At 53.5% G+C, this 17,393-nt stretch carries 19 protein-coding genes and 1 other annotated feature; of the genes, 11 read left to right on the top strand and 8 right to left on the bottom strand.

Annotation, left to right across the window (positions count from 1 at the left end; all coding sequences use genetic code 11):
* The first annotated feature begins 6 nt into the window (after positions 1 to 6).
* From rimM to ACWKXX_RS21665, 5 genes are all read left to right on the top strand, one after another.
* Entirely contained in the window at positions 7 to 546 is a 540-nt protein-coding gene (gene rimM, locus ACWKXX_RS21685) for a ribosome maturation factor RimM (RefSeq protein WP_032609925.1), read from the top strand.
* A gap of 31 nt (positions 547 to 577) precedes the next feature.
* Positions 578 to 1,345, top strand: a complete 768-nt coding sequence (trmD, locus tag ACWKXX_RS21680) for a tRNA (guanosine(37)-N1)-methyltransferase TrmD (RefSeq protein WP_003863138.1) — start codon at positions 578 to 580, stop codon at positions 1,343 to 1,345.
* A 43-nt stretch (positions 1,346 to 1,388) separates the two neighbouring features.
* Positions 1,389 to 1,736: a 50S ribosomal protein L19 gene (gene rplS, locus ACWKXX_RS21675; RefSeq protein WP_002914145.1), complete on the top strand. Its 348-nt coding sequence runs from the start codon at positions 1,389 to 1,391 to the stop codon at positions 1,734 to 1,736.
* A gap of 132 nt (positions 1,737 to 1,868) precedes the next feature.
* Entirely contained in the window at positions 1,869 to 2,273 is a 405-nt protein-coding gene (locus ACWKXX_RS21670; RefSeq protein WP_023304265.1) for a DUF2946 domain-containing protein, read from the top strand.
* 38 nt (positions 2,274 to 2,311) lie between these two features.
* Entirely contained in the window at positions 2,312 to 3,682 is a 1,371-nt protein-coding gene (locus ACWKXX_RS21665; RefSeq protein WP_023304264.1) for a PepSY-associated TM helix domain-containing protein, read from the top strand.
* Positions 3,683 to 3,684: 2 nt separating this feature from the next.
* Here the strand turns inward: ACWKXX_RS21665 and ACWKXX_RS21660 are convergent, their stop codons facing one another.
* The 4 genes from ACWKXX_RS21660 to ACWKXX_RS21645 form a co-directional block, all read right to left on the bottom strand.
* Positions 3,685 to 4,170, bottom strand: a complete 486-nt coding sequence (locus ACWKXX_RS21660; RefSeq protein ID WP_017382956.1) for an OmpA family protein — start codon at positions 4,168 to 4,170, stop codon at positions 3,685 to 3,687.
* Between the two features lie 12 nt (positions 4,171 to 4,182).
* Positions 4,183 to 5,403, bottom strand: a complete 1,221-nt coding sequence (gene dgcN / locus ACWKXX_RS21655) for a diguanylate cyclase DgcN (RefSeq protein ID WP_017692859.1) — start codon at positions 5,401 to 5,403, stop codon at positions 4,183 to 4,185.
* Positions 5,396 to 5,932 (bottom strand): YfiR family protein, encoded by a 537-nt coding sequence (locus tag ACWKXX_RS21650; protein WP_032619208.1) that lies wholly within the window; start codon positions 5,930 to 5,932, stop codon positions 5,396 to 5,398. The genes dgcN and ACWKXX_RS21650 overlap by 8 nt, the downstream gene beginning before the upstream one ends.
* A gap of 153 nt (positions 5,933 to 6,085) precedes the next feature.
* Positions 6,086 to 6,460, bottom strand: coding sequence for a DUF2799 domain-containing protein (locus tag ACWKXX_RS21645; protein ID WP_032619209.1), 375 nt, complete (start codon positions 6,458 to 6,460; stop codon positions 6,086 to 6,088).
* 212 nt (positions 6,461 to 6,672) lie between these two features.
* Here ACWKXX_RS21645 and aroF point away from each other — a divergent pair, with 212 nt between their 5' ends.
* The 3 genes from aroF to ACWKXX_RS21630 are packed head-to-tail and all read left to right on the top strand — an operon-like array spanning position 6,673 to position 9,808.
* Positions 6,673 to 7,743 (top strand): 3-deoxy-7-phosphoheptulonate synthase AroF, encoded by a 1,071-nt coding sequence (gene aroF / locus ACWKXX_RS21640; protein WP_006811632.1) that lies wholly within the window; start codon positions 6,673 to 6,675, stop codon positions 7,741 to 7,743.
* A 10-nt stretch (positions 7,744 to 7,753) separates the two neighbouring features.
* Positions 7,754 to 8,875 carry a bifunctional chorismate mutase/prephenate dehydrogenase gene (gene tyrA, locus ACWKXX_RS21635; RefSeq protein ID WP_006811631.1) on the top strand — a complete coding sequence of 374 codons (1,122 nt, stop codon included), beginning with the start codon at positions 7,754 to 7,756 and terminating at the stop codon, positions 8,873 to 8,875.
* 60 nt (positions 8,876 to 8,935) lie between these two features.
* Positions 8,936 to 9,808 carry an SMP-30/gluconolactonase/LRE family protein gene (locus ACWKXX_RS21630; RefSeq protein WP_017383978.1) on the top strand — a complete coding sequence of 291 codons (873 nt, stop codon included), beginning with the start codon at positions 8,936 to 8,938 and terminating at the stop codon, positions 9,806 to 9,808.
* On the opposite strand, the gene pheA is transcribed toward ACWKXX_RS21630, so the two are convergent.
* The 4 genes from pheA to bamD all read right to left on the bottom strand — a co-directional run bounded on the left by pheA (position 9,805) and on the right by bamD (position 12,571).
* Positions 9,805 to 10,965 carry a bifunctional chorismate mutase/prephenate dehydratase gene (pheA, locus tag ACWKXX_RS21625; protein WP_015571567.1) on the bottom strand — a complete coding sequence of 387 codons (1,161 nt, stop codon included), beginning with the start codon at positions 10,963 to 10,965 and terminating at the stop codon, positions 9,805 to 9,807. The genes ACWKXX_RS21630 and pheA overlap by 4 nt on opposite strands.
* A 30-nt stretch (positions 10,966 to 10,995) precedes the next feature.
* Positions 10,996 to 11,121: a sequence feature (Phe leader region), on the bottom strand.
* Complete coding sequence (gene pheL / locus ACWKXX_RS21620) at positions 11,073 to 11,120, bottom strand: pheA operon leader peptide PheL (RefSeq protein ID WP_100229775.1); 48 nt, start codon at positions 11,118 to 11,120, stop codon at positions 11,073 to 11,075. (Overlaps the previous feature by 48 nt.)
* A 103-nt stretch (positions 11,122 to 11,224) precedes the next feature.
* On the bottom strand, positions 11,225 to 11,566 hold the full coding sequence (gene raiA, locus ACWKXX_RS21615; RefSeq protein ID WP_003863162.1) for a ribosome-associated translation inhibitor RaiA: 342 nt from the start codon (positions 11,564 to 11,566) through the stop codon (positions 11,225 to 11,227).
* A 267-nt stretch (positions 11,567 to 11,833) separates the two neighbouring features.
* Positions 11,834 to 12,571, bottom strand: coding sequence for an outer membrane protein assembly factor BamD (gene bamD / locus ACWKXX_RS21610; protein WP_003863164.1), 738 nt, complete (start codon positions 12,569 to 12,571; stop codon positions 11,834 to 11,836).
* A 131-nt stretch (positions 12,572 to 12,702) separates the two neighbouring features.
* Between bamD and rluD the strand changes: the two genes are divergently transcribed.
* From rluD to clpB, 3 genes are all read left to right on the top strand, one after another.
* Complete coding sequence (gene rluD / locus ACWKXX_RS21605) at positions 12,703 to 13,683, top strand: 23S rRNA pseudouridine(1911/1915/1917) synthase RluD (RefSeq protein WP_017383977.1); 981 nt, start codon at positions 12,703 to 12,705, stop codon at positions 13,681 to 13,683.
* Positions 13,680 to 14,411 carry a purine nucleoside phosphorylase YfiH gene (gene yfiH / locus ACWKXX_RS21600; protein ID WP_023304261.1) on the top strand — a complete coding sequence of 244 codons (732 nt, stop codon included), beginning with the start codon at positions 13,680 to 13,682 and terminating at the stop codon, positions 14,409 to 14,411. Before rluD ends, yfiH begins: the two co-directional genes overlap by 4 nt.
* 129 nt (positions 14,412 to 14,540) lie before the next feature.
* The gene (clpB, locus tag ACWKXX_RS21595) at positions 14,541 to 17,114 is read left to right on the top strand and encodes an ATP-dependent chaperone ClpB (protein ID WP_017692862.1); all 2,574 of its coding nucleotides are present in this window, start codon (positions 14,541 to 14,543) and stop codon (positions 17,112 to 17,114) included.
* The last annotated feature ends 279 nt before the right edge of the window (positions 17,115 to 17,393 follow it).

Below are 17,393 nucleotides of genomic sequence, written 5' to 3'. Positions count from 1 at the left end.
GTGGTCATGATGAGCAATAAAGCACCTGTTGAACCGATCGTATTGGGAAAAATGGGTTCTTGCTACGGTATCCGTGGTTGGCTCAGAGTGTTTTCCTCCACTGAAGACGCTGATAGCATTTTTAATTACCAGCCCTGGTTTATCCAGAAAGGCGGTAAGTGGGAAGAGGTCGAGCTGGAAAGCTGGCGTCACCACAATCAGGACATCATCATCAAGCTGAAAGGCATTGACGATCGTGATGCCGCGAATGCGCTGACTAATTGTGAAATTGTCGTGGATTCGTCGCAGTTGCCACAGCTGGAAGAGGGTGACTACTACTGGAAAGACCTTATGGGTTGCCAGGTAGTGACCACTGAAGGCTACAGCCTGGGGAAAGTCATCGACATGATGGAAACCGGGTCAAATGACGTTCTCGTCATTAAGGCAAACCTGAAAGATGCATTTGGCATCAAGGAGCGGTTGGTTCCGTTCCTCGATGGACAGGTTATCAAGAAAGTCGATCTCACTACTCAAACCATTGAAGTAGATTGGGATCCTGGTTTTTAAATTCTCCGGATAAACGGTAAAAGACGGCGCTATGTGGATTGGCATAATTAGCCTGTTTCCTGAAATGTTCCGCGCGATTACCGATTACGGGGTAACTGGCCGGGCAGTAAAGAATGGCCTGCTGAGCATCCAGAGCTGGAGTCCTCGTGACTTCACGCACGACCGGCACCGTACCGTGGACGATCGTCCTTACGGCGGCGGACCGGGGATGTTGATGATGGTGCAACCCTTACGGGACGCCATTCACACAGCAAAAGCCGCGGCAGGTGAAGGCGCGAAGGTGATTTATCTGTCACCTCAGGGACGCAAGCTTGATCAAGCGGGCGTGAGCGAACTGGCGACGAATCAAAAGCTGATTCTGGTCTGTGGTCGCTACGAAGGGATAGATGAGCGCGTAATTCAAACCGAGATTGATGAAGAATGGTCTATCGGCGATTACGTTCTCAGCGGTGGTGAGTTACCGGCAATGACGCTGATTGACTCCGTTGCCCGGTTCATTCCGGGTGTACTGGGCCATGAAGCTTCGGCGACAGAAGATTCGTTTGCCGATGGATTGCTGGACTGTCCACACTATACTCGTCCTGAAGTGTTAGAAGGGATGGAAGTCCCGGCAGTGTTACTGTCTGGAAACCATGCCGAGATACGTCGCTGGCGTTTGAAGCAGTCGCTGGGCCGAACCTGGCTTAGAAGACCTGAACTTCTGGAAAACCTGGCTCTGACTGAAGAGCAAGCAAAGTTGCTGGCCGAGTTCAAAACTGAACACGCGCACCAGCAGCATGAACATGATGGGAAAGCGTAATACGCTCCCGAATATCAGTTTACCCAGGATAAGAGATTAAATTATGAGCAACATTATTAAGCAACTTGAACAAGAGCAGATGAAGCAGGACGTACCTTCCTTCCGTCCAGGTGACACCGTGGAAGTGAAAGTATGGGTTGTTGAAGGTTCCAAAAAACGTCTGCAGGCATTCGAGGGCGTGGTTATCGCTATTCGTAACCGCGGTCTGCACTCTGCATTCACTGTTCGTAAAATTTCCAACGGCGAAGGCGTTGAGCGTGTCTTCCAGACTCACTCTCCGGTAGTTGACAGCATTGCTGTTAAACGTCGTGGTGCTGTACGTAAAGCTAAACTGTACTACCTGCGTGAGCGTACTGGTAAGTCTGCTCGTATTAAAGAGCGTCTGAACTAAGATTCGCTTAAGCGACATCCTGTTAGAAAGGGCTGGCCGAAAGGCTGGCCCTTTTTTTATCCCATCGCACCTCTCGCGTTAACCCTTCCGTCATAAATCATTTACAATGTTCGCCTCTTGGGTGGAGGGTAAGTGGATAACGTACTGCATCAGCGTAACTGGAAACGCGCAGCGGCATTGACCGCGCTGTTTGCGATCTTGCTGATCGTCGTGGCGCCGCTGATCTCCGTCTCGCTGCAAAAAGATCCCATGAGCGCCATGCCGGGTATGCACCATGACATGAGCATGATGTCGATGGACGAGCATCATGGTGATATGCCGCATTCTATGCCAGTTGACCATGCGGAAGCATGCGGCTACTGCGTGCTGTTAGCGCATGTGCCGGGCGTGATGCTGGCGCTTATCGTTCTGCTCAGCGTGGTGTTGCAGCGGCTGCGCGTGAAACCGCCTCGTCAGGCGGTCAGCCACTGGCACTTTTTCCCCTGGCTTTACCCCGATACCCGCGCGCCGCCGCGTCGGTCTGCTTTCTCCCTTTAAAACAAAATCACTCACTTTTTGCCTTAAAAAGGAAAAGTATGACTACCTGCACTCCGCGCGCGGCATGGGGAAACCTGCTGCGTCGCCTCCATTTCTATATCGGGCTGTTTGTCGGTCCGTTTATCTTCTTCGCAGCGCTGACCGGAACGCTGTATGTCGCCACGCCGCAGCTTGAAAAGGCGCTGTACCATCATGCACTCCACACGGATGCCGTGGGTGAGGCGCAGCCTCTTGCTGAACAAATTGCCGTGGCGGAAAAGGCCGTGGGTTCAGCGCTGCGTTTACATGCTGTACGTCCGGGGCTGGAAGGGGGCGAAACGACCCGCGTGATGTTTGCCGACCCGGCGCTGGGTACCTCCGAGCATCGGGCTATTTTTATTGATCCCACCAGCCTTGAGATTCGAGGGGATATGACCGTGTACGGCACCAGCGGGATTTTACCGCTGCGTCAGACTATCGATTATCTGCATACCTCGCTGATGCTGGGCAACATCGGGCGGCTCTATAGCGAGTTAGCCGCCTCGTGGATGTGGGTTGCTGCCCTGGGCGGGATCGCGCTGTGGTTCTACACCCGACCGAAGCGCCGTATTAACAATCGTTTCCAGAATCGTCGTCGCCTGCATGTGATCTTAGGCTGGACGTTACTGGCGGGAATGCTGTTGTTCTCAGTCACCGGGTTAACCTGGTCACAATGGGCCGGTGGCAACGTCGATAAGCTGCGTGCAGAGATGAACTGGCTGACGCCGCAGGTAAACACCACCCTTTCCGGTGCGCCGGAAATGAGGGATGAACACGCCGAACATCGTGGTCATCACGGGGGAATGACGATGCCTGAAATGCCAGTCAAACTGTCGCTTTTTGACAACGTATTGCAGGTCGCCCGCCAGTCAGGGATTGATGCGAACAACGTTGAGATCCGTCCGGCAAGCAGGGTCGACCAGGCCTGGACGGTGACGGAAATCGATCGCCGCTGGCCTACGCAGGTTGATGCCGTTGCCGTGGATCCCCACTCACTGAAGGTGCTGGACAGCACTCGCTTCGGGGATTTCCCGCTGATGGCTAAACTCACCCGCTGGGGCGTGGATTTCCATATGGGGATCCTGTTTGGTCTGGCAAATCAGCTGCTGCTCATCGCGTTTGGCGTTGCGCTGTGTGTGTTGATTATCTGGGGATACCGGATGTGGTGGATGCGTCGCCCTGCAACGTCAGCCGCGAACCCGGTACAGACGCTCTGCCAAAGCTGGCTGGCATTGCCGCTGTGGGGAAGGGGAGTGTCGTTCCTGATAAGCCTCCTGCTGGGGCTGGCGTTGCCGGTAATGGGCGTCAGTCTGGCGGTCTTTATTGTGATTGACTGGCTGCGCTGGCGAGCGGTTTCAGGCGTGTCGCTCGCCGGAACATCCGTTAAATAGCCTTAAGGCGTGCTGATGACTACCGCAACCCGGCGGTTTTCAGCGCGCCCCTGCGCAGTGCGGTTGCTGCTGACAGGGTATTTTTTGCCTAAGCCCCGCGTAGTGAGATTGCTGCGCGGGATGTTCGCGCCCTTCGCCCAGGCATCCGCCACAACATTGGCACGTTTTAACGAAAGCGCTTCGTTGTAGCTCTCTTCGCCATAATTATCCGTATGGCCATCCATCCTGGCGTGGTTCAGACCGGTTGCCGCCAGGCGTGAGGCCATAGTCTGGATCTGCGTTTCACTTTCCGGGCGCAGCCTGGCGTCATTTTTATCAAACAGGATCTTATCCGACAGGCCCAGAGACCAGTCGCCATTCAGTTCGTTAAAGCCGTAGGATTTCATGGCCGCAATTTGCTCTGGCGTGAATTTCCCTTCAGGGGATGACTGGCATCCGGACATTACCAGTGATGCCAGTATTAACGGCGCAAAGTATCGCTTTAACATATCGTCTTCCTTTCAGGATATTGTTTTCGAACGCTGGTTTTTGACCAGATACATATTGCGATCGGCTTGCTCCAGTAATGCTTCAACGGAGGCATTTTCCCACGCCAGAGCAAAGCCAATGCTGAGGGACATTGATGCTGTGTGCCCGTTATGCAGATCAAACGGACGGATAAATTGCTGCGACAGCGCAGCGCAAATAAATTCGACCTCACGTGCGGTGTGGACGCCGTAAAGGATCATGGCAAATTCATCGCCGCCAAGACGGTAAGACTGATGACGTTTTTCGCCAAACTCGACCATCCTTTTGGCGGCTTCGATCAGTACGCAGTCACCTGCGGCATGACCCCAGGTGTCATTGATAACCTTGAAGTTATCACCGTCCAGGAAGAGCAGGGCAGAATTGGTTTTTGCTGAAGCGTCGTTCATTAATGCCGCAATGTTGTTGCGAAACGCGGCGCGGTTTGCAAGCCCCGTGAGCGGATCGTGCATGGCGGTACGCAACAGTTGAGCGTTTTTCGCCTGTAGCTTGAGCTGCCACTCTTCCATTTCATCCAGCAGGCTGTTGAAGTCTTCACCAAACTGGTGGAACTCTTCAATGCGGCCTTCCGTTACCCGGCGAGAGAAGTTGCGGTTAGTGCGAACGTCATGCACAACGTCAGTGATGTTTTGCATTTCAACAACCATGCCATGATGTAGCGAGCGGGTGATGGTCAATGCGACGGCAGAGGCAAAAAGAATGCAGCCGGTGAGGACCGCAAATGAGAGCCAGATAAAGTGGCTAATCAGGCTGTCTCGCGCGGTCAGACGAATTTCGCCAATCACATTGCCATTATGTATGATGGGCTGTGCGACAGGAACAGGGAACAACCACCGGTTGACCAGCGCGCCCAGCGTGTCGGTATTATCCGCCGGGTTCCATGACCACCAGGCAAACCGTTTATGATGTGCGTTAAGCACTTCCGCCACGGCGAACTGCCCCTGCTTGCCGAGGGTCGCCAGCGTTTCATTTGCCGCCACGGCATCGTTGAACACCAGAGAGGCTTCAAGGCTGTGGCTCATGGTGGCGCCGGTAAGTTCGAGGTTTTTTTGCGCGTATTGCTTTAATGTCACCACGGAAGCGAAACACAGCAGCAACCATATAAACGTCATCGTTATAATGACGCTTATCATGCTGATTCGTCGCAACGTTCTTTTAAACGTCGGACGCGGTGTTGGTGCGACTTCCTTATTCATGCTTCTTATTCCGTGCGAGCATTAATACATCCGGATTGACTCTTACGCCACTGCGCGCCAGCGCATCCAGATTTACGGAAAACCTGACGAGGTTGTGCTCTATTATCAGACAAAATGCGCTGCCAATAACGCATTCAGGATTTTGTTCTGACATTAATAGCAACGCCTGGCCCTGATATTGATTTATTATTTCCTGTTGTTTTGCCGGCGACTCGCTCCCGAAATAGAGGGCATCACACCTTGCTGCGAGTGCTTCCCGATCGCTATGCACAATGACAGGACTATAGGGCAACGGGTTGTGTTCATCTTCACTGCTGAGCGCCTGTCTGTAATGGGAAGAGGCATAAATACAGAGCTTAGGCTGGCCGGACAGTGCTGGCCATCGGGTGTAGCTCACAATGCCAGAAACAATCGAACGTACTGATTTATCCGTTTCCGTGAACGAGCCTGCCGTTGCAGGGGCTACTAAAATGAACAGTATTAGCGCCAGGGGGAGTCGGAGCAAAGCGATCAAGATTGCATTTCTCATCAGAATCCGCCAAACCGCCCCGGAAATAGATGTCCTTAAGAATTGTCGGCAGAATACCATTGTTTATCAAAGCCGTCATTATGTCAGAAATATCCCTGTTTTGACCTAAGCTAAATCTTACAGTGAGCTATATTCAGAGGAATTAAGGCAGGCTCAATTAAGCCTGCTGGAACGCATACTTTCATCCAATCCTTGTTGCCAGGATTCATGCAGTTTTACTGCATTTTCAGTTGCATCGCAGCTGGCAGGAAATGATTTGCCCGCTAATCCCCAGGCGTGAATAAAGCCCTCTTCGCATATTTTTTTCTGTCCGTCAGCGTAGCCACGAAGATATTCCGCTCGATCAACCTGAGGGTCATTAAAACTATCGGCCAGAGCCTGGTTATCTTTAACCGGAACACCATTCATAGCGTCTTCTTTACCGGCCGTGAACCAGTCCGGTCTGGTCCAGTTAGGCTGAAAAGTATAAGGATTGATCTGGCAACCCGACAAAATCAGCGACAACAACATAAAAGCAATTGAACGCATGGCTATTCTCCTTTTTGTGAGCATAGCCTGGCTTACAGGCGTGCATGTGTAATTTTAACTTTACGATTTTAGGCCATTATTTTTGCAATTAAAGGGTTGGTGTAAAGTAATGTGTACGTGTTTTGGATTGAAATCTTTACTTAATGTGATATCGTTGTGTCACCTCTTCGAGGAAAACCACTATCGCAAACGAGTTTGACAGGATCGCAATCATGCAAAAAGACGCGCTGAACAACGTACATATCACTGACGAACAGGTGTTAATCACCCCGGATCAACTGAAGGCGGAATTCCCGCTGAGCGTCGCGCAGGAAGCTCAGATTGAGCACTCGCGCCAGACCATTTCTGACATTATCGCTGGCCGCGATCCGCGCCTGCTGGTGGTATGTGGTCCTTGCTCTATTCACGATCCTGAAACCGCCATTGAGTACGCTCGTCGATTTAAAGCATTAGCGGAGGAGGTCAGCGATAGCCTCTATCTGGTGATGCGCGTCTATTTTGAGAAGCCACGTACGACCGTTGGCTGGAAAGGGTTGATCAACGATCCGCACATGGATGGCTCGTTTGATGTGGAAGCAGGACTGAAAATTGCGCGTCGCCTGCTGGTGGAACTGGTGAGCATGGGGCTGCCGCTGGCTACCGAAGCGCTGGATCCGAACAGCCCGCAGTACCTGGGCGATCTCTTCAGCTGGTCTGCGATTGGGGCGCGCACCACCGAGTCACAAACCCACCGCGAGATGGCGTCTGGCCTGTCTATGCCGGTTGGTTTTAAAAACGGTACCGACGGCAGCCTGGCCACGGCGATTAACGCCATGCGCGCCGCCGCCATGCCCCATCGTTTTGTCGGGATCAACCAGGCGGGCCAGGTATGCCTGCTGCAAACGCAGGGCAACCCGGACGGGCATGTGATCCTGCGCGGTGGTAAAGCGCCAAACTACAGCCCGGCGGATGTCGCGCAGTGTGAAAAAGAGATGGAACAGGCGGGACTGCGTCCGGCGCTGATGGTAGATTGCAGTCATGGTAATTCGAATAAAGATTACCGTCGCCAGCCTGCGGTTGCAGAATCTGTGATTGCTCAGATTAAAGATGGCAACCGTTCAATTATCGGCCTGATGATTGAAAGTAATATTCATGAAGGCAATCAGTCATCGGAACAGCCGCGTAGCGCGATGAAGCCCGGCGTCTCGGTCACCGATGCCTGCATTAGCTGGGAAACCACCGATGCGCTGCTGCGTGAGATCCACAAAGATTTGAACGGCCAGCTGGCGACGCGTCTGGCATAAGAGGGTAGTTATGGTTGCTGAATTGACCGCATTACGCGATCAAATTGATGAAGTGGATAAGGCGTTGCTGGATCTTCTGGCGCGCCGCATGGCACTGGTTGCTGAGGTCGGCGAGGTTAAAAGTAAATACGGCCTGCCGATTTACGTTCCGGAGCGCGAGGCCTCTATGCTCGCCTCCCGCCGTAAAGAGGCGCAGGCCCTGGGCGTATCACCTGATTTGATTGAGGACGTTCTGCGTCGCGTGATGCGCGAGTCCTATTCCAGCGAAAACGACAAGGGCTTCAAAACCCTCTGTCCGTCGCTGCGCCCGGTGGTTATCGTCGGTGGTGGCGGGCAGATGGGGCGTCTGTTTGAGAAAATGCTGACGCTTTCTGGCTATCAGGTGCGCATTCTGGAGAAAGAGGACTGGTCGCACGCGCCGGAGCTGATGAAAGACGCCGGAATGGTTATCGTCAGCGTGCCGATCCATGTGACGGAGCAAATAATCGCGAAACTTCCTCCGCTGCCGGAAGATTGCATACTGGTGGACCTGGCCTCCGTTAAAAATGGTCCGCTACAGGCAATGCTGGCGGCGCACACTGGCCCCGTGCTTGGGTTACACCCGATGTTTGGCCCGGACAGCGGAAGCCTGGCGAAGCAGGTAGTGGTTTACTGTGACGGACGGCAGCCGGAAGCCTACCAGTGGTTCCTGGAACAGATCCAGGTCTGGGGAGCACGTTTGCACCGCATTAGCGCGGTAGAGCATGACCAGAACATGGCGTTTATTCAGGCGCTGCGCCACTTTGCAACCTTCGCCTATGGGCTGCACCTGGCGGAAGAGAACGTTCAGCTTGAACAATTGCTGGCGCTTTCCTCGCCAATCTATCGTCTGGAGCTGGCGATGGTCGGGCGACTGTTTGCCCAGGATCCGCAGCTTTACGCCGACATCATCATGTCGTCTGAAAATAATCTGGCGCTGATCAAGCGCTATTATCAGCGTTTTGGCGAAGCGATCACCTTGCTGGAACACGGCGATAAACAAGCCTTTATCGACAGTTTCCGTAAAGTGGAGCACTGGTTCGGTGATTACGCCACGCGATTCCAGAGTGAAAGCCGCACGCTGTTGCGCCAGGCAAATGACAGTCGCCAGTAATGCGATGATGTATATACTGAAAGCCAGCATTGCTGGCTTTTTTCATTTTGGGGAACTGTCATGGCTGAACCGCAGCTGCTGTTGAACTATACCGGGCATCTGCCCGAATGCCCGACATGGAGTGCAGACGAGAAGGCGCTCTACTGGGCGGATATCCTGGAAGGGGAGATCCATCGGTACCATCTGCCCACCGCGGAACACTCGGTGCTCTCATTCCATGAAGAAGTTGGGTGTTTTGCCCTGCGTGAACGCGGCGGATTTATCGTCGCGATGCGAAACGCCATCTGGCTGACCGATAAACACGGCCTGCTCCAGCGTAAGGTTTGCGATAACCCGTCCAACCCGCAGCTTGCACGCTTTAACGATGGCGGTACCGATCATCAGGGACGGTTTTATGCGGGCACGTTCTGGGGGCCGGGAGATTATAACGGCGCCATGCTGATGCGTATCGACAACGACCTGACGCCGCAAGTGATCCAGTGCGATATTCACGGGCATAACGGTTTAGCGTTTAGTCCTGATAAACGGTGGATGTTTACTTCTGATACGCCGAACGGCGTGATCTACCGTACGCCGCTTGATGAGCAGGGAGAACCCGGTAAGCGCGAAGAGTTTCGCCGGTTTAGCGAGGGAGAAGGTATACCCGACGGTGCGGCAATGGATGAGGAAGGCTGCTACTGGAGCGCACTGTTTGACGGCTGGCGTATCGCACGGTTTTCACCGCAAGGCGAACAGCTGGAAGAGTATCGGCTGCCGGTACGCTGCCCGACAATGGTCTGCTTTGGCGGCGACGATATGAAAACGCTGTTTATCACCACCACGCGGGAAAATATGGAGGCGGAGGAGCTGGCGAAATATCCGCTTTCCGGTGCCATCTTCACCCTGCCTGTAAATGTGGCAGGGATGAAGAAAAGCCGCTTTATCGAACGTTAAGCCGGATCGACCGGGACCACGTTTTCGCTCGGATAGCAGCCCAGCACTTTCATGGAGCGTGTGATCTCGCCCAGTTCGCGCAGGGCTTTCTGCATGGACGCAGACTCCAGGTTGGCCTGAACGTCGAGATAAAACATTTCTTCCCACGGGTTGCCATGTATTGGGCGGGATTCCAGCTTCGTCATGATCAGGTTGTGATTACGCAGCACCAGCAGCGCTTCAACCAGCGCACCCGCCTGCTGGCCGGTCGCCATCAGCAGGGTGGTTTTCGCCGGGACCTGGTCCGACACGTTGATGGCCTTGCGGGCCAGAACCACGAAACGGGTGATATTCTGCGTCTGGTTGGCCAGATTGCGTTCCAGCACCTGTAAGCCATACAGCGCGCCGCCCGCTTCGCTACCGAGAGCCGCGACGGCAGAAGAGTTTGCCTGCGCCACTTTTTCCATCGCCGCCGAGGTGCTTTCGGTGTATTCAATTTTCCAGTGCGGATAACGGTTCAGGAACTGGCTGCACTGCTGGAACGGCTGCGGGTGGCTGTACACCGTTTCGATCTGACTCAGATCGGTTGAGCCAGAGACCAGCACGCAGTGATCGATAGGGATAGTCAACTCGCCGACTAACGACAGGCTGGTGTGCTGGAGCAGATCGTAAACATCATTGATGGCACCGGAACTGGTGTTCTCAATAGGCACTACGGCGTAATCTGCCTGGCCGGTTTCGACCTGGTTGAAAATGTCTGCAAATTTCGCGCAGCCGCTCTCAATAAACTCTTCGAAATGGCGGGCTGCGTACTGGCGAGCTGCCAGGTGAGAATAGGACCCTTTCGGGCCGAGGAAAGCGATACGAGCAGAGTGCGGGTTGGTTTTGTTCAGATGCTGCTGGAGCAGGGCTTGTTGCGTCAGAACGGAGTCTTCGATGATGAGCTGGAACAGGCGGGTGATGTAGTGCGCATCCAGATGATGCGCTTTGCCGAGTTGAATCAACCGTTCCAGTAAATCACGTTCGCGATCGATATCGCGCACCGGCCGATGGGACTCGAGCTTGGCTTTGCCCACTTCAACGGCGAGCGCGCGGCGTTCTGCCAGCAGGGCCAGTAATTTTTCGTCGAGTGCACTGATTTTTACGCGTAAATCCAGGAGCGGGTTTTCCGGTGTCATAGTGTTGTCTGTCTCATTTTATCGTTATCAATAAAAAAGGCCTCCCGGTGTGGGAGGCCTTGTTGTTCGTCTTCGCATTCTTTATCACACGACGAAACGCCTCCCGGTCAGGGGAAGGTAAAAAAGAATGCGAAGAAAAACGGCGTCTGTTTCATAAGGTCATCCTGAAATTGATAGGTTAAAGTACCTGCACTGTTTTGATCCTGTCAATAAAAAACGCGCCCGAAGGCGCGTTGTCGGTACACTCAATTTTAGAGGATTACTCTTCTTCAACTTCTTCCGCGAAGCTGGCGTCTTTCACCGAGGTTGCGGCGCGACGTGCTTCACCTTTGTGTTGCACTTTATTGAGCTGCCGTTCCAGCTTGTTGATCAAATCGTTAATTGCGGTGTACATATCCTCGTGTTTTGCGCTGGCGACCAGATGGCCGTTTGGAGTATTGATAGTTGCATCAGCGATGAAACCCTGCGGCTCCTTGGACAGGATGATATGTGGATTAATCAAATGTGTTTGCCATTTATCCAGTTTGGCGAGACGGTCTGCGACGTGCTGGCGGATTGCCGGAGTAATTTCCATTTGTTTACTGGTAATGTTCATTGTCATAAATTTTACCTCTTGTCTTTCCGTCTTGGTGATTCCAGCATACCCGACCTAATGTCAAAATGTGTGATTTAGATCACGTTATTTTGTCGGTTTTTGTCAGGGAATCTTTTTTGTGAGGCAGGGCAGGAAGAGGTGAGATTTACCTTGTCGAAGCCAACAATTGCGGTCATAGTTGAATGGATGTGTTGAAGCTAAACCGCTTCAGCGTAAGTGTGAAAGAATAAAAAAACGGCAGCCCGCGGGCTGCCGTTATGCGTTGTAGCGGTATCAGGTGTTGCTGCTGTTCGCGGCGATGATTTTCGCCACTTTGTCAGCCTGAGCCGTCATCTGCATCTGGCGATACGCATTTTCCATCAGCTTCAGGCCATCACGCGTGGCCTGGGTATCCGGATAATCACGCAGCATGCCTTCTACACGGTTAACCACGGCAACCCATGCGCCACGGCGGGTGTAGTATTCCGCAACGGAGTACTCATATTTCGCCAGACGATCTTTCAGGAATACCAGACGCTTAGTGGCATCGGTAATGTACTGGCTGTTCGGGTAGCTACGCACCAGTTTGGAGAAGTCATTGAAAGCATCACGCGCATGTTGCGGGTCACGGTCGGAACGATCCACCCCGAAGAAGCCCTGCAATGCACTATCATCCAGCGCCATGTTAGTCAGGCCGCGCATGTACATCACGTAATCGATGTTAGGATGGGTAGGGTTCAGACGCATGAAACGATCGATGGTTGCCTGAGCCAGCGGCAGATCGGCATTTTTGTAGTAGGCGTAGATAAGATCTAACTGTACCTGCTGCGAATACGGGCCAAACGGATAGCGATTATCCAACGCTTCCAGTTGCGTTATCGCCTGTTTCCAGTTACCGTCCTGCAACTTTTGTTGTGCAGTCGCATAGATTTCATTCGGCGGATTGTCAGGGACCTGTTCATTCGAACCGGAGCAGCCCACCAAAGCCAGGCTCAACGTGGCCGCTGCCACCAGATATTTCATGCGCGTCATGACGTTTTGACTTTCCTCAAATGTTTGTCCGGGAGAAACTCAGTTCCTGCTCCCGATTAAGACCAGCTACAATAGCACACTATATTAAACGGCAAAGCCGTAAAACCCAACGTTAAACGAAGAAGCAGTTTATGGCACAACGAGTAGAACTCACCGCAACAGTCTCCGAAAATCAGCTCGGTCAACGCTTAGATCAGGCTTTGGCCGAATTGTTCCCTGATTATTCGCGTTCACGCATAAAAGAATGGATCCTTGACCAGCGCGTGCTGGTAAACGGCAAGATCTGGGACAAACCAAAAGAGAAAGTGTTTGGTGGGGAAGCTGTCGCCATCAATGCTGAAATCGAAGAGGAAGTCCGCTTCGAGCCGCAGGATATCCCGCTGGATATCGTCTACGAAGATGACGACATTCTGGTCATCAACAAGCCGCGCGACTTTGTTGTTCACCCGGGCGCGGGCAATCCTGACGGTACGGTACTTAACGCTCTCCTTCATTATTATCCGCCGATTGCCGATGTACCGCGTGCCGGTATCGTTCACCGTCTGGATAAAGACACCACGGGTCTGATGGTGGTGGCGAAGACGGTTCCCGCCCAGACTCGCCTGGTGGAATCGTTGCAACTGCGCGAAATCACCCGTGAGTATGAAGCGGTGGCGATTGGTCATATGACCTCTGGCGGCACGGTGGAAGAGCCTATCAGCCGTCACCCAACCAAGCGTACGCATATGTCTGTACACCCGATGGGCAAACCGGCGGTAACCCACTACCGCATCATGGAACATTTCCGTATTCATACGCGCCTGCGTCTGCGTCTGGAAACCGGGCGTACTCACCAGATCCGCGTGCACATGGCGCATATTACCCATCCGCTGGTGGGGGACCCTGTTTACGGCGGTCGTCCGCGTCCACCAAAGGGCGCATCGGATGAATTCATCTCCGTGCTGCGTAAATTCGATCGCCAGGCGCTGCATGCGACGATGCTACGTCTTTACCACCCAATCACCGGAATTCAGATGGAATGGCATGCGCCGATCCCACAGGATATGGTGGAACTTATCGACGCGATGCGCGCAGATTTCGAAGAACATAAGGATCACGTGGACTGGTTATGACCAAACTGATTGTCCCGGAATGGCCACTGCCTGAAGGCGTGGCCGCCTGTAGTTCAACCCGTATCGGTGGCGTGAGCCAGGGCGCGTGGGAGTCACTGAACCTCGGTGCGCACTGTGGTGATAACCTGGAGCACGTTGAAGAGAACCGTAAACGCCTCTTTGCTGCGGGAAACCTTCCTTCAAAACCGGTCTGGCTTGAGCAGGTGCATGGTAAAGCGGTGCTGAAGCTGACGGGGGAGCCCTATGCGTCTAAGCGCGCCGATGCTTCGTACAGCAATACGCCGGGAACGGTTTGCGCGGTGATGACTGCTGATTGCCTGCCGGTGTTGTTCTGCAATCAGGCAGGGACTGAAGTGGCTGCTGCCCACGCCGGATGGCGAGGCCTGTGCGAAGGCGTGCTGGAAGAGACCGTTGCCTGCTTCCATGACGATTCTGCAAATCTCATCGCCTGGCTTGGCCCGGCGATTGGCCCGCAGGCGTTTGAGGTAGGGCCCGAAGTGCGGGATGCCTTTATGGAAAAAGATCCGCAAGCGGTCGAAGCGTTTGTGGCTTCCGGAGATAAATATCTGGCCGATATTTATCAGCTTGCCCGCCAGCGCCTGAATAACGTCGGCGTGACCCAAATCTTCGGCGGAGATCGCTGTACCTTCACCGAAAAGGGTGATTTTTTCTCCTATCGCCGCGACAAGACGACAGGTCGTATGGCAAGTTTCATTTGGCTGATATAACCTAAAGAATCAAGACGATCCGGTACGCGCCGTTTTCTTTTCACATAATTCAGGTTATTAACCTTGAATAATTGAGGGATGACCTCATTTAATCTCCAGTAGCAAATTTGACCTGTTATGGGAGGAGTTATGCGTCTGGATCGTCTTACTAATAAATTCCAGCTTGCTCTCGCCGATGCCCAGTCCCTTGCACTGGGGCACGACAACCAATTTATCGAACCTCTTCATTTAATGAGCGCCTTGCTGAATCAGGAAGGGGGATCGGTACGTCCTTTATTAACGTCCGCTGGCATTAATGCCGGCCAGTTACGCACCGCCATCGATCAGGCGCTGAGCCGTTTACCGCAGGTAGAAGGTACCGGCGGCGACGTGCAGCCGTCGCAGGATCTGGTGCGCGTGCTGAACCTTTGCGACAAGCTGGCGCAAAAACGTGGGGACAACTTTATTTCGTCAGAGCTGTTTGTTCTGGCGGCGCTTGAATCACGCGGTACCTTAACCGACCTGCTGAAATCCGCCGGTGCAACCACCGCTAATGTGACCCAGGCGATTGAGAAAATGCGCGGAGGTGAAAGCGTGAACGACCAGGGAGCCGAAGACCAACGTCAGGCTTTGAAGAAATTTACGGTCGACCTGACCGAACGTGCCGAGCAGGGCAAACTTGACCCGGTGATCGGCCGTGACGAAGAAATTCGTCGGACTATCCAGGTACTGCAACGTCGTACCAAAAACAACCCGGTGCTGATTGGTGAGCCTGGCGTCGGTAAAACCGCCATCGTTGAAGGGCTGGCGCAGCGTATCGTTAATGGCGAAGTGCCCGAAGGGCTGAAAGGCCGTCGCGTACTGGCGCTGGATATGGGCGCGCTGGTGGCCGGGGCGAAATACCGCGGTGAATTTGAAGAGCGTCTGAAAGGCGTGCTGAACGATCTGGCGAAACAGGAAGGTAACGTCATTCTGTTTATCGACGAACTGCACACCATGGTGGGGGCGGGTAAAGCTGACGGCGCAATGGATGCCGGGAACATGCTGAAACCTGCGCTGGCGCGTGGTGAACTTCACTGCGTCGGCGCCACTACGCTGGACGAGTATCGTCAGTACATTGAAAAAGATGCCGCGCTGGAGCGTCGCTTCCAGAAGGTGTTTGTCGCTGAACCAAGCGTTGAAGATACCATCGCCATTTTGCGAGGACTGAAAGAGCGTTATGAGCTGCACCATCACGTGCAGATCACTGACCCGGCCATCGTTGCGGCGGCGACGCTTTCGCATCGTTACATTGCCGACCGTCAGTTGCCGGATAAAGCCATCGACCTTATCGATGAAGCGGCGTCCAGCATCCGTATGCAGATTGACTCGAAACCGGAAGAGCTGGACCGACTCGATCGCCGCATTATCCAGCTCAAGCTGGAACAGCAGGCGCTGAACAAAGAGTCTGATGAAGCGAGTAAGAAACGCCTCGATATGCTCAACGAAGAACTGGACGAGAAAGAGCGTCAGTATTCTGAGCTGGAAGAAGAGTGGAAAGCTGAGAAAGCCTCCCTCTCTGGCACCCAGACAATCAAGGCGGAGCTGGAGCAGGCGAAAATTGCCATTGAGCAGGCGCGTCGCGTGGGGGATCTGGCACGGATGTCCGAGCTACAGTACGGCAAGATCCCTGAGCTGGAAAAACAGCTAGAGATTGCCACGCAGTCGGAAGGCAAAACCATGCGTCTGTTGCGTAATAAAGTGACGGATGCCGAGATTGCCGAAGTGCTGGCGCGCTGGACGGGTATTCCTGTGGCTCGCATGATGGAAAGCGAACGTGAGAAACTGCTGCGTATGGAGCAGGATCTGCATCAGCGCGTCATTGGACAGAACGAAGCGGTCGAAGCGGTATCTAACGCCATTCGTCGTAGCCGTGCGGGGCTGTCCGATCCGAATCGTCCAATCGGCTCGTTCCTTTTCCTGGGGCCAACCGGTGTCGGTAAAACTGAGCTGTGTAAAGCGCTGGCTAACTTTATGTTCGACAGCGATGACGCGATGGTGCGTATCGATATGTCCGAGTTTATGGAGAAACACTCCGTCTCGCGTCTGGTCGGTGCGCCTCCGGGATATGTCGGTTATGAAGAGGGCGGTTACCTGACGGAAGCGGTTCGTCGTCGTCCTTATTCCGTCATCCTGCTGGATGAAGTGGAAAAGGCTCATCCTGACGTGTTTAACATTCTGTTGCAGGTGCTGGATGATGGGCGTCTGACGGACGGGCAGGGAAGAACGGTCGACTTCCGTAACACGGTGGTGATCATGACCTCGAACCTGGGTTCCGATTTGATTCAGGAACGCTTCGGTGAGCTGGATTACAGCCATATGAAAGATCTTGTGCTGGGTGTGGTCAGTCAAAACTTCCGTCCGGAGTTCATCAACCGTATTGATGAAGTGGTCGTGTTCCATCCGCTGGGCGAGAAACACATCGCGTCGATTGCGCAGATCCAGTTGCAGCGTCTGTACAAACGTCTGGAAGAGCGTGGGTATGAAATCCACATTTCCGACGATGCGCTGAAACTGCTGAGCGAGAATGGTTACGATCCTGTTTATGGTGCGCGTCCGTTAAAACGTGCTATCCAGCAGCAGATCGAAAACCCGCTGGCACAGCAAATCCTCTCTGGGGAGCTGGTTCCGGGCAAAGTTATTCGTCTGGAAGCCAACGACGATCGCATTGTGGCAGTGCAGTAAGTCACAAAACGCAAAAACGGGCCGCTTGCGGCTCGTTTTTGTTTAAAAACCAGGCGAAAATTGAGGTCTGGGATGTGATTTGCCTGGAAAATGAGCGGTCAGGAAATAATTTTCACTTTATCCTTGCAGGTTCGGAATTACTCCCTATAATGCGCCTCCACTGACACGGAACAACGGCACGCAAGCCGCCGGGTCAGCAGAGAAAAGCAAAACAAACGCTTGACTCTGAAGCGGGAAAGCGTAATATGCACACCCCGCGCCGCAGCGAAAACGAAGCGG

This window comes from Enterobacter sp. UPMP2061, assembly GCF_053709615.1.
The sequence above is the reverse complement of the archived record's forward strand: the minus strand, read 5'-3'. Positions and strand labels throughout refer to the sequence as shown.

Excerpts from the sequence above, each read along its gene's own strand:
- rluD (WP_017383977.1), top strand. The coding sequence starts at position 12,703 with ATGGCACAACGAGTAGAACTCACCGCAACAGTCTCCGAAAATCAGCTC.
- ACWKXX_RS21650 (WP_032619208.1), bottom strand. The coding sequence starts at position 5,932 with ATGAGAAATGCAATCTTGATCGCTTTGCTCCGACTCCCCCTGGCGCTA.
- trmD (WP_003863138.1), top strand. The coding sequence starts at position 578 with ATGTGGATTGGCATAATTAGCCTGTTTCCTGAAATGTTCCGCGCGATT.
- raiA (WP_003863162.1), bottom strand. The coding sequence starts at position 11,566 with ATGACAATGAACATTACCAGTAAACAAATGGAAATTACTCCGGCAATC.
- pheA (WP_015571567.1), bottom strand. The coding sequence starts at position 10,965 with ATGACACCGGAAAACCCGCTCCTGGATTTACGCGTAAAAATCAGTGCA.
- dgcN (WP_017692859.1), bottom strand. The coding sequence starts at position 5,403 with ATGAATAAGGAAGTCGCACCAACACCGCGTCCGACGTTTAAAAGAACG.
- bamD (WP_003863164.1), bottom strand. The coding sequence starts at position 12,571 with ATGACGCGCATGAAATATCTGGTGGCAGCGGCCACGTTGAGCCTGGCT.
- ACWKXX_RS21660 (WP_017382956.1), bottom strand. The coding sequence starts at position 4,170 with ATGTTAAAGCGATACTTTGCGCCGTTAATACTGGCATCACTGGTAATG.
- aroF (WP_006811632.1), top strand. The coding sequence starts at position 6,673 with ATGCAAAAAGACGCGCTGAACAACGTACATATCACTGACGAACAGGTG.
- ACWKXX_RS21630 (WP_017383978.1), top strand. The coding sequence starts at position 8,936 with ATGGCTGAACCGCAGCTGCTGTTGAACTATACCGGGCATCTGCCCGAA.
- rimM (WP_032609925.1), top strand. The coding sequence starts at position 7 with ATGATGAGCAATAAAGCACCTGTTGAACCGATCGTATTGGGAAAAATG.
- yfiH (WP_023304261.1), top strand. The coding sequence starts at position 13,680 with ATGACCAAACTGATTGTCCCGGAATGGCCACTGCCTGAAGGCGTGGCC.
- tyrA (WP_006811631.1), top strand. The coding sequence starts at position 7,754 with ATGGTTGCTGAATTGACCGCATTACGCGATCAAATTGATGAAGTGGAT.
- ACWKXX_RS21645 (WP_032619209.1), bottom strand. The coding sequence starts at position 6,460 with ATGCGTTCAATTGCTTTTATGTTGTTGTCGCTGATTTTGTCGGGTTGC.
- rplS (WP_002914145.1), top strand. The coding sequence starts at position 1,389 with ATGAGCAACATTATTAAGCAACTTGAACAAGAGCAGATGAAGCAGGAC.
- ACWKXX_RS21665 (WP_023304264.1), top strand. The coding sequence starts at position 2,312 with ATGACTACCTGCACTCCGCGCGCGGCATGGGGAAACCTGCTGCGTCGC.
- clpB (WP_017692862.1), top strand. The coding sequence starts at position 14,541 with ATGCGTCTGGATCGTCTTACTAATAAATTCCAGCTTGCTCTCGCCGAT.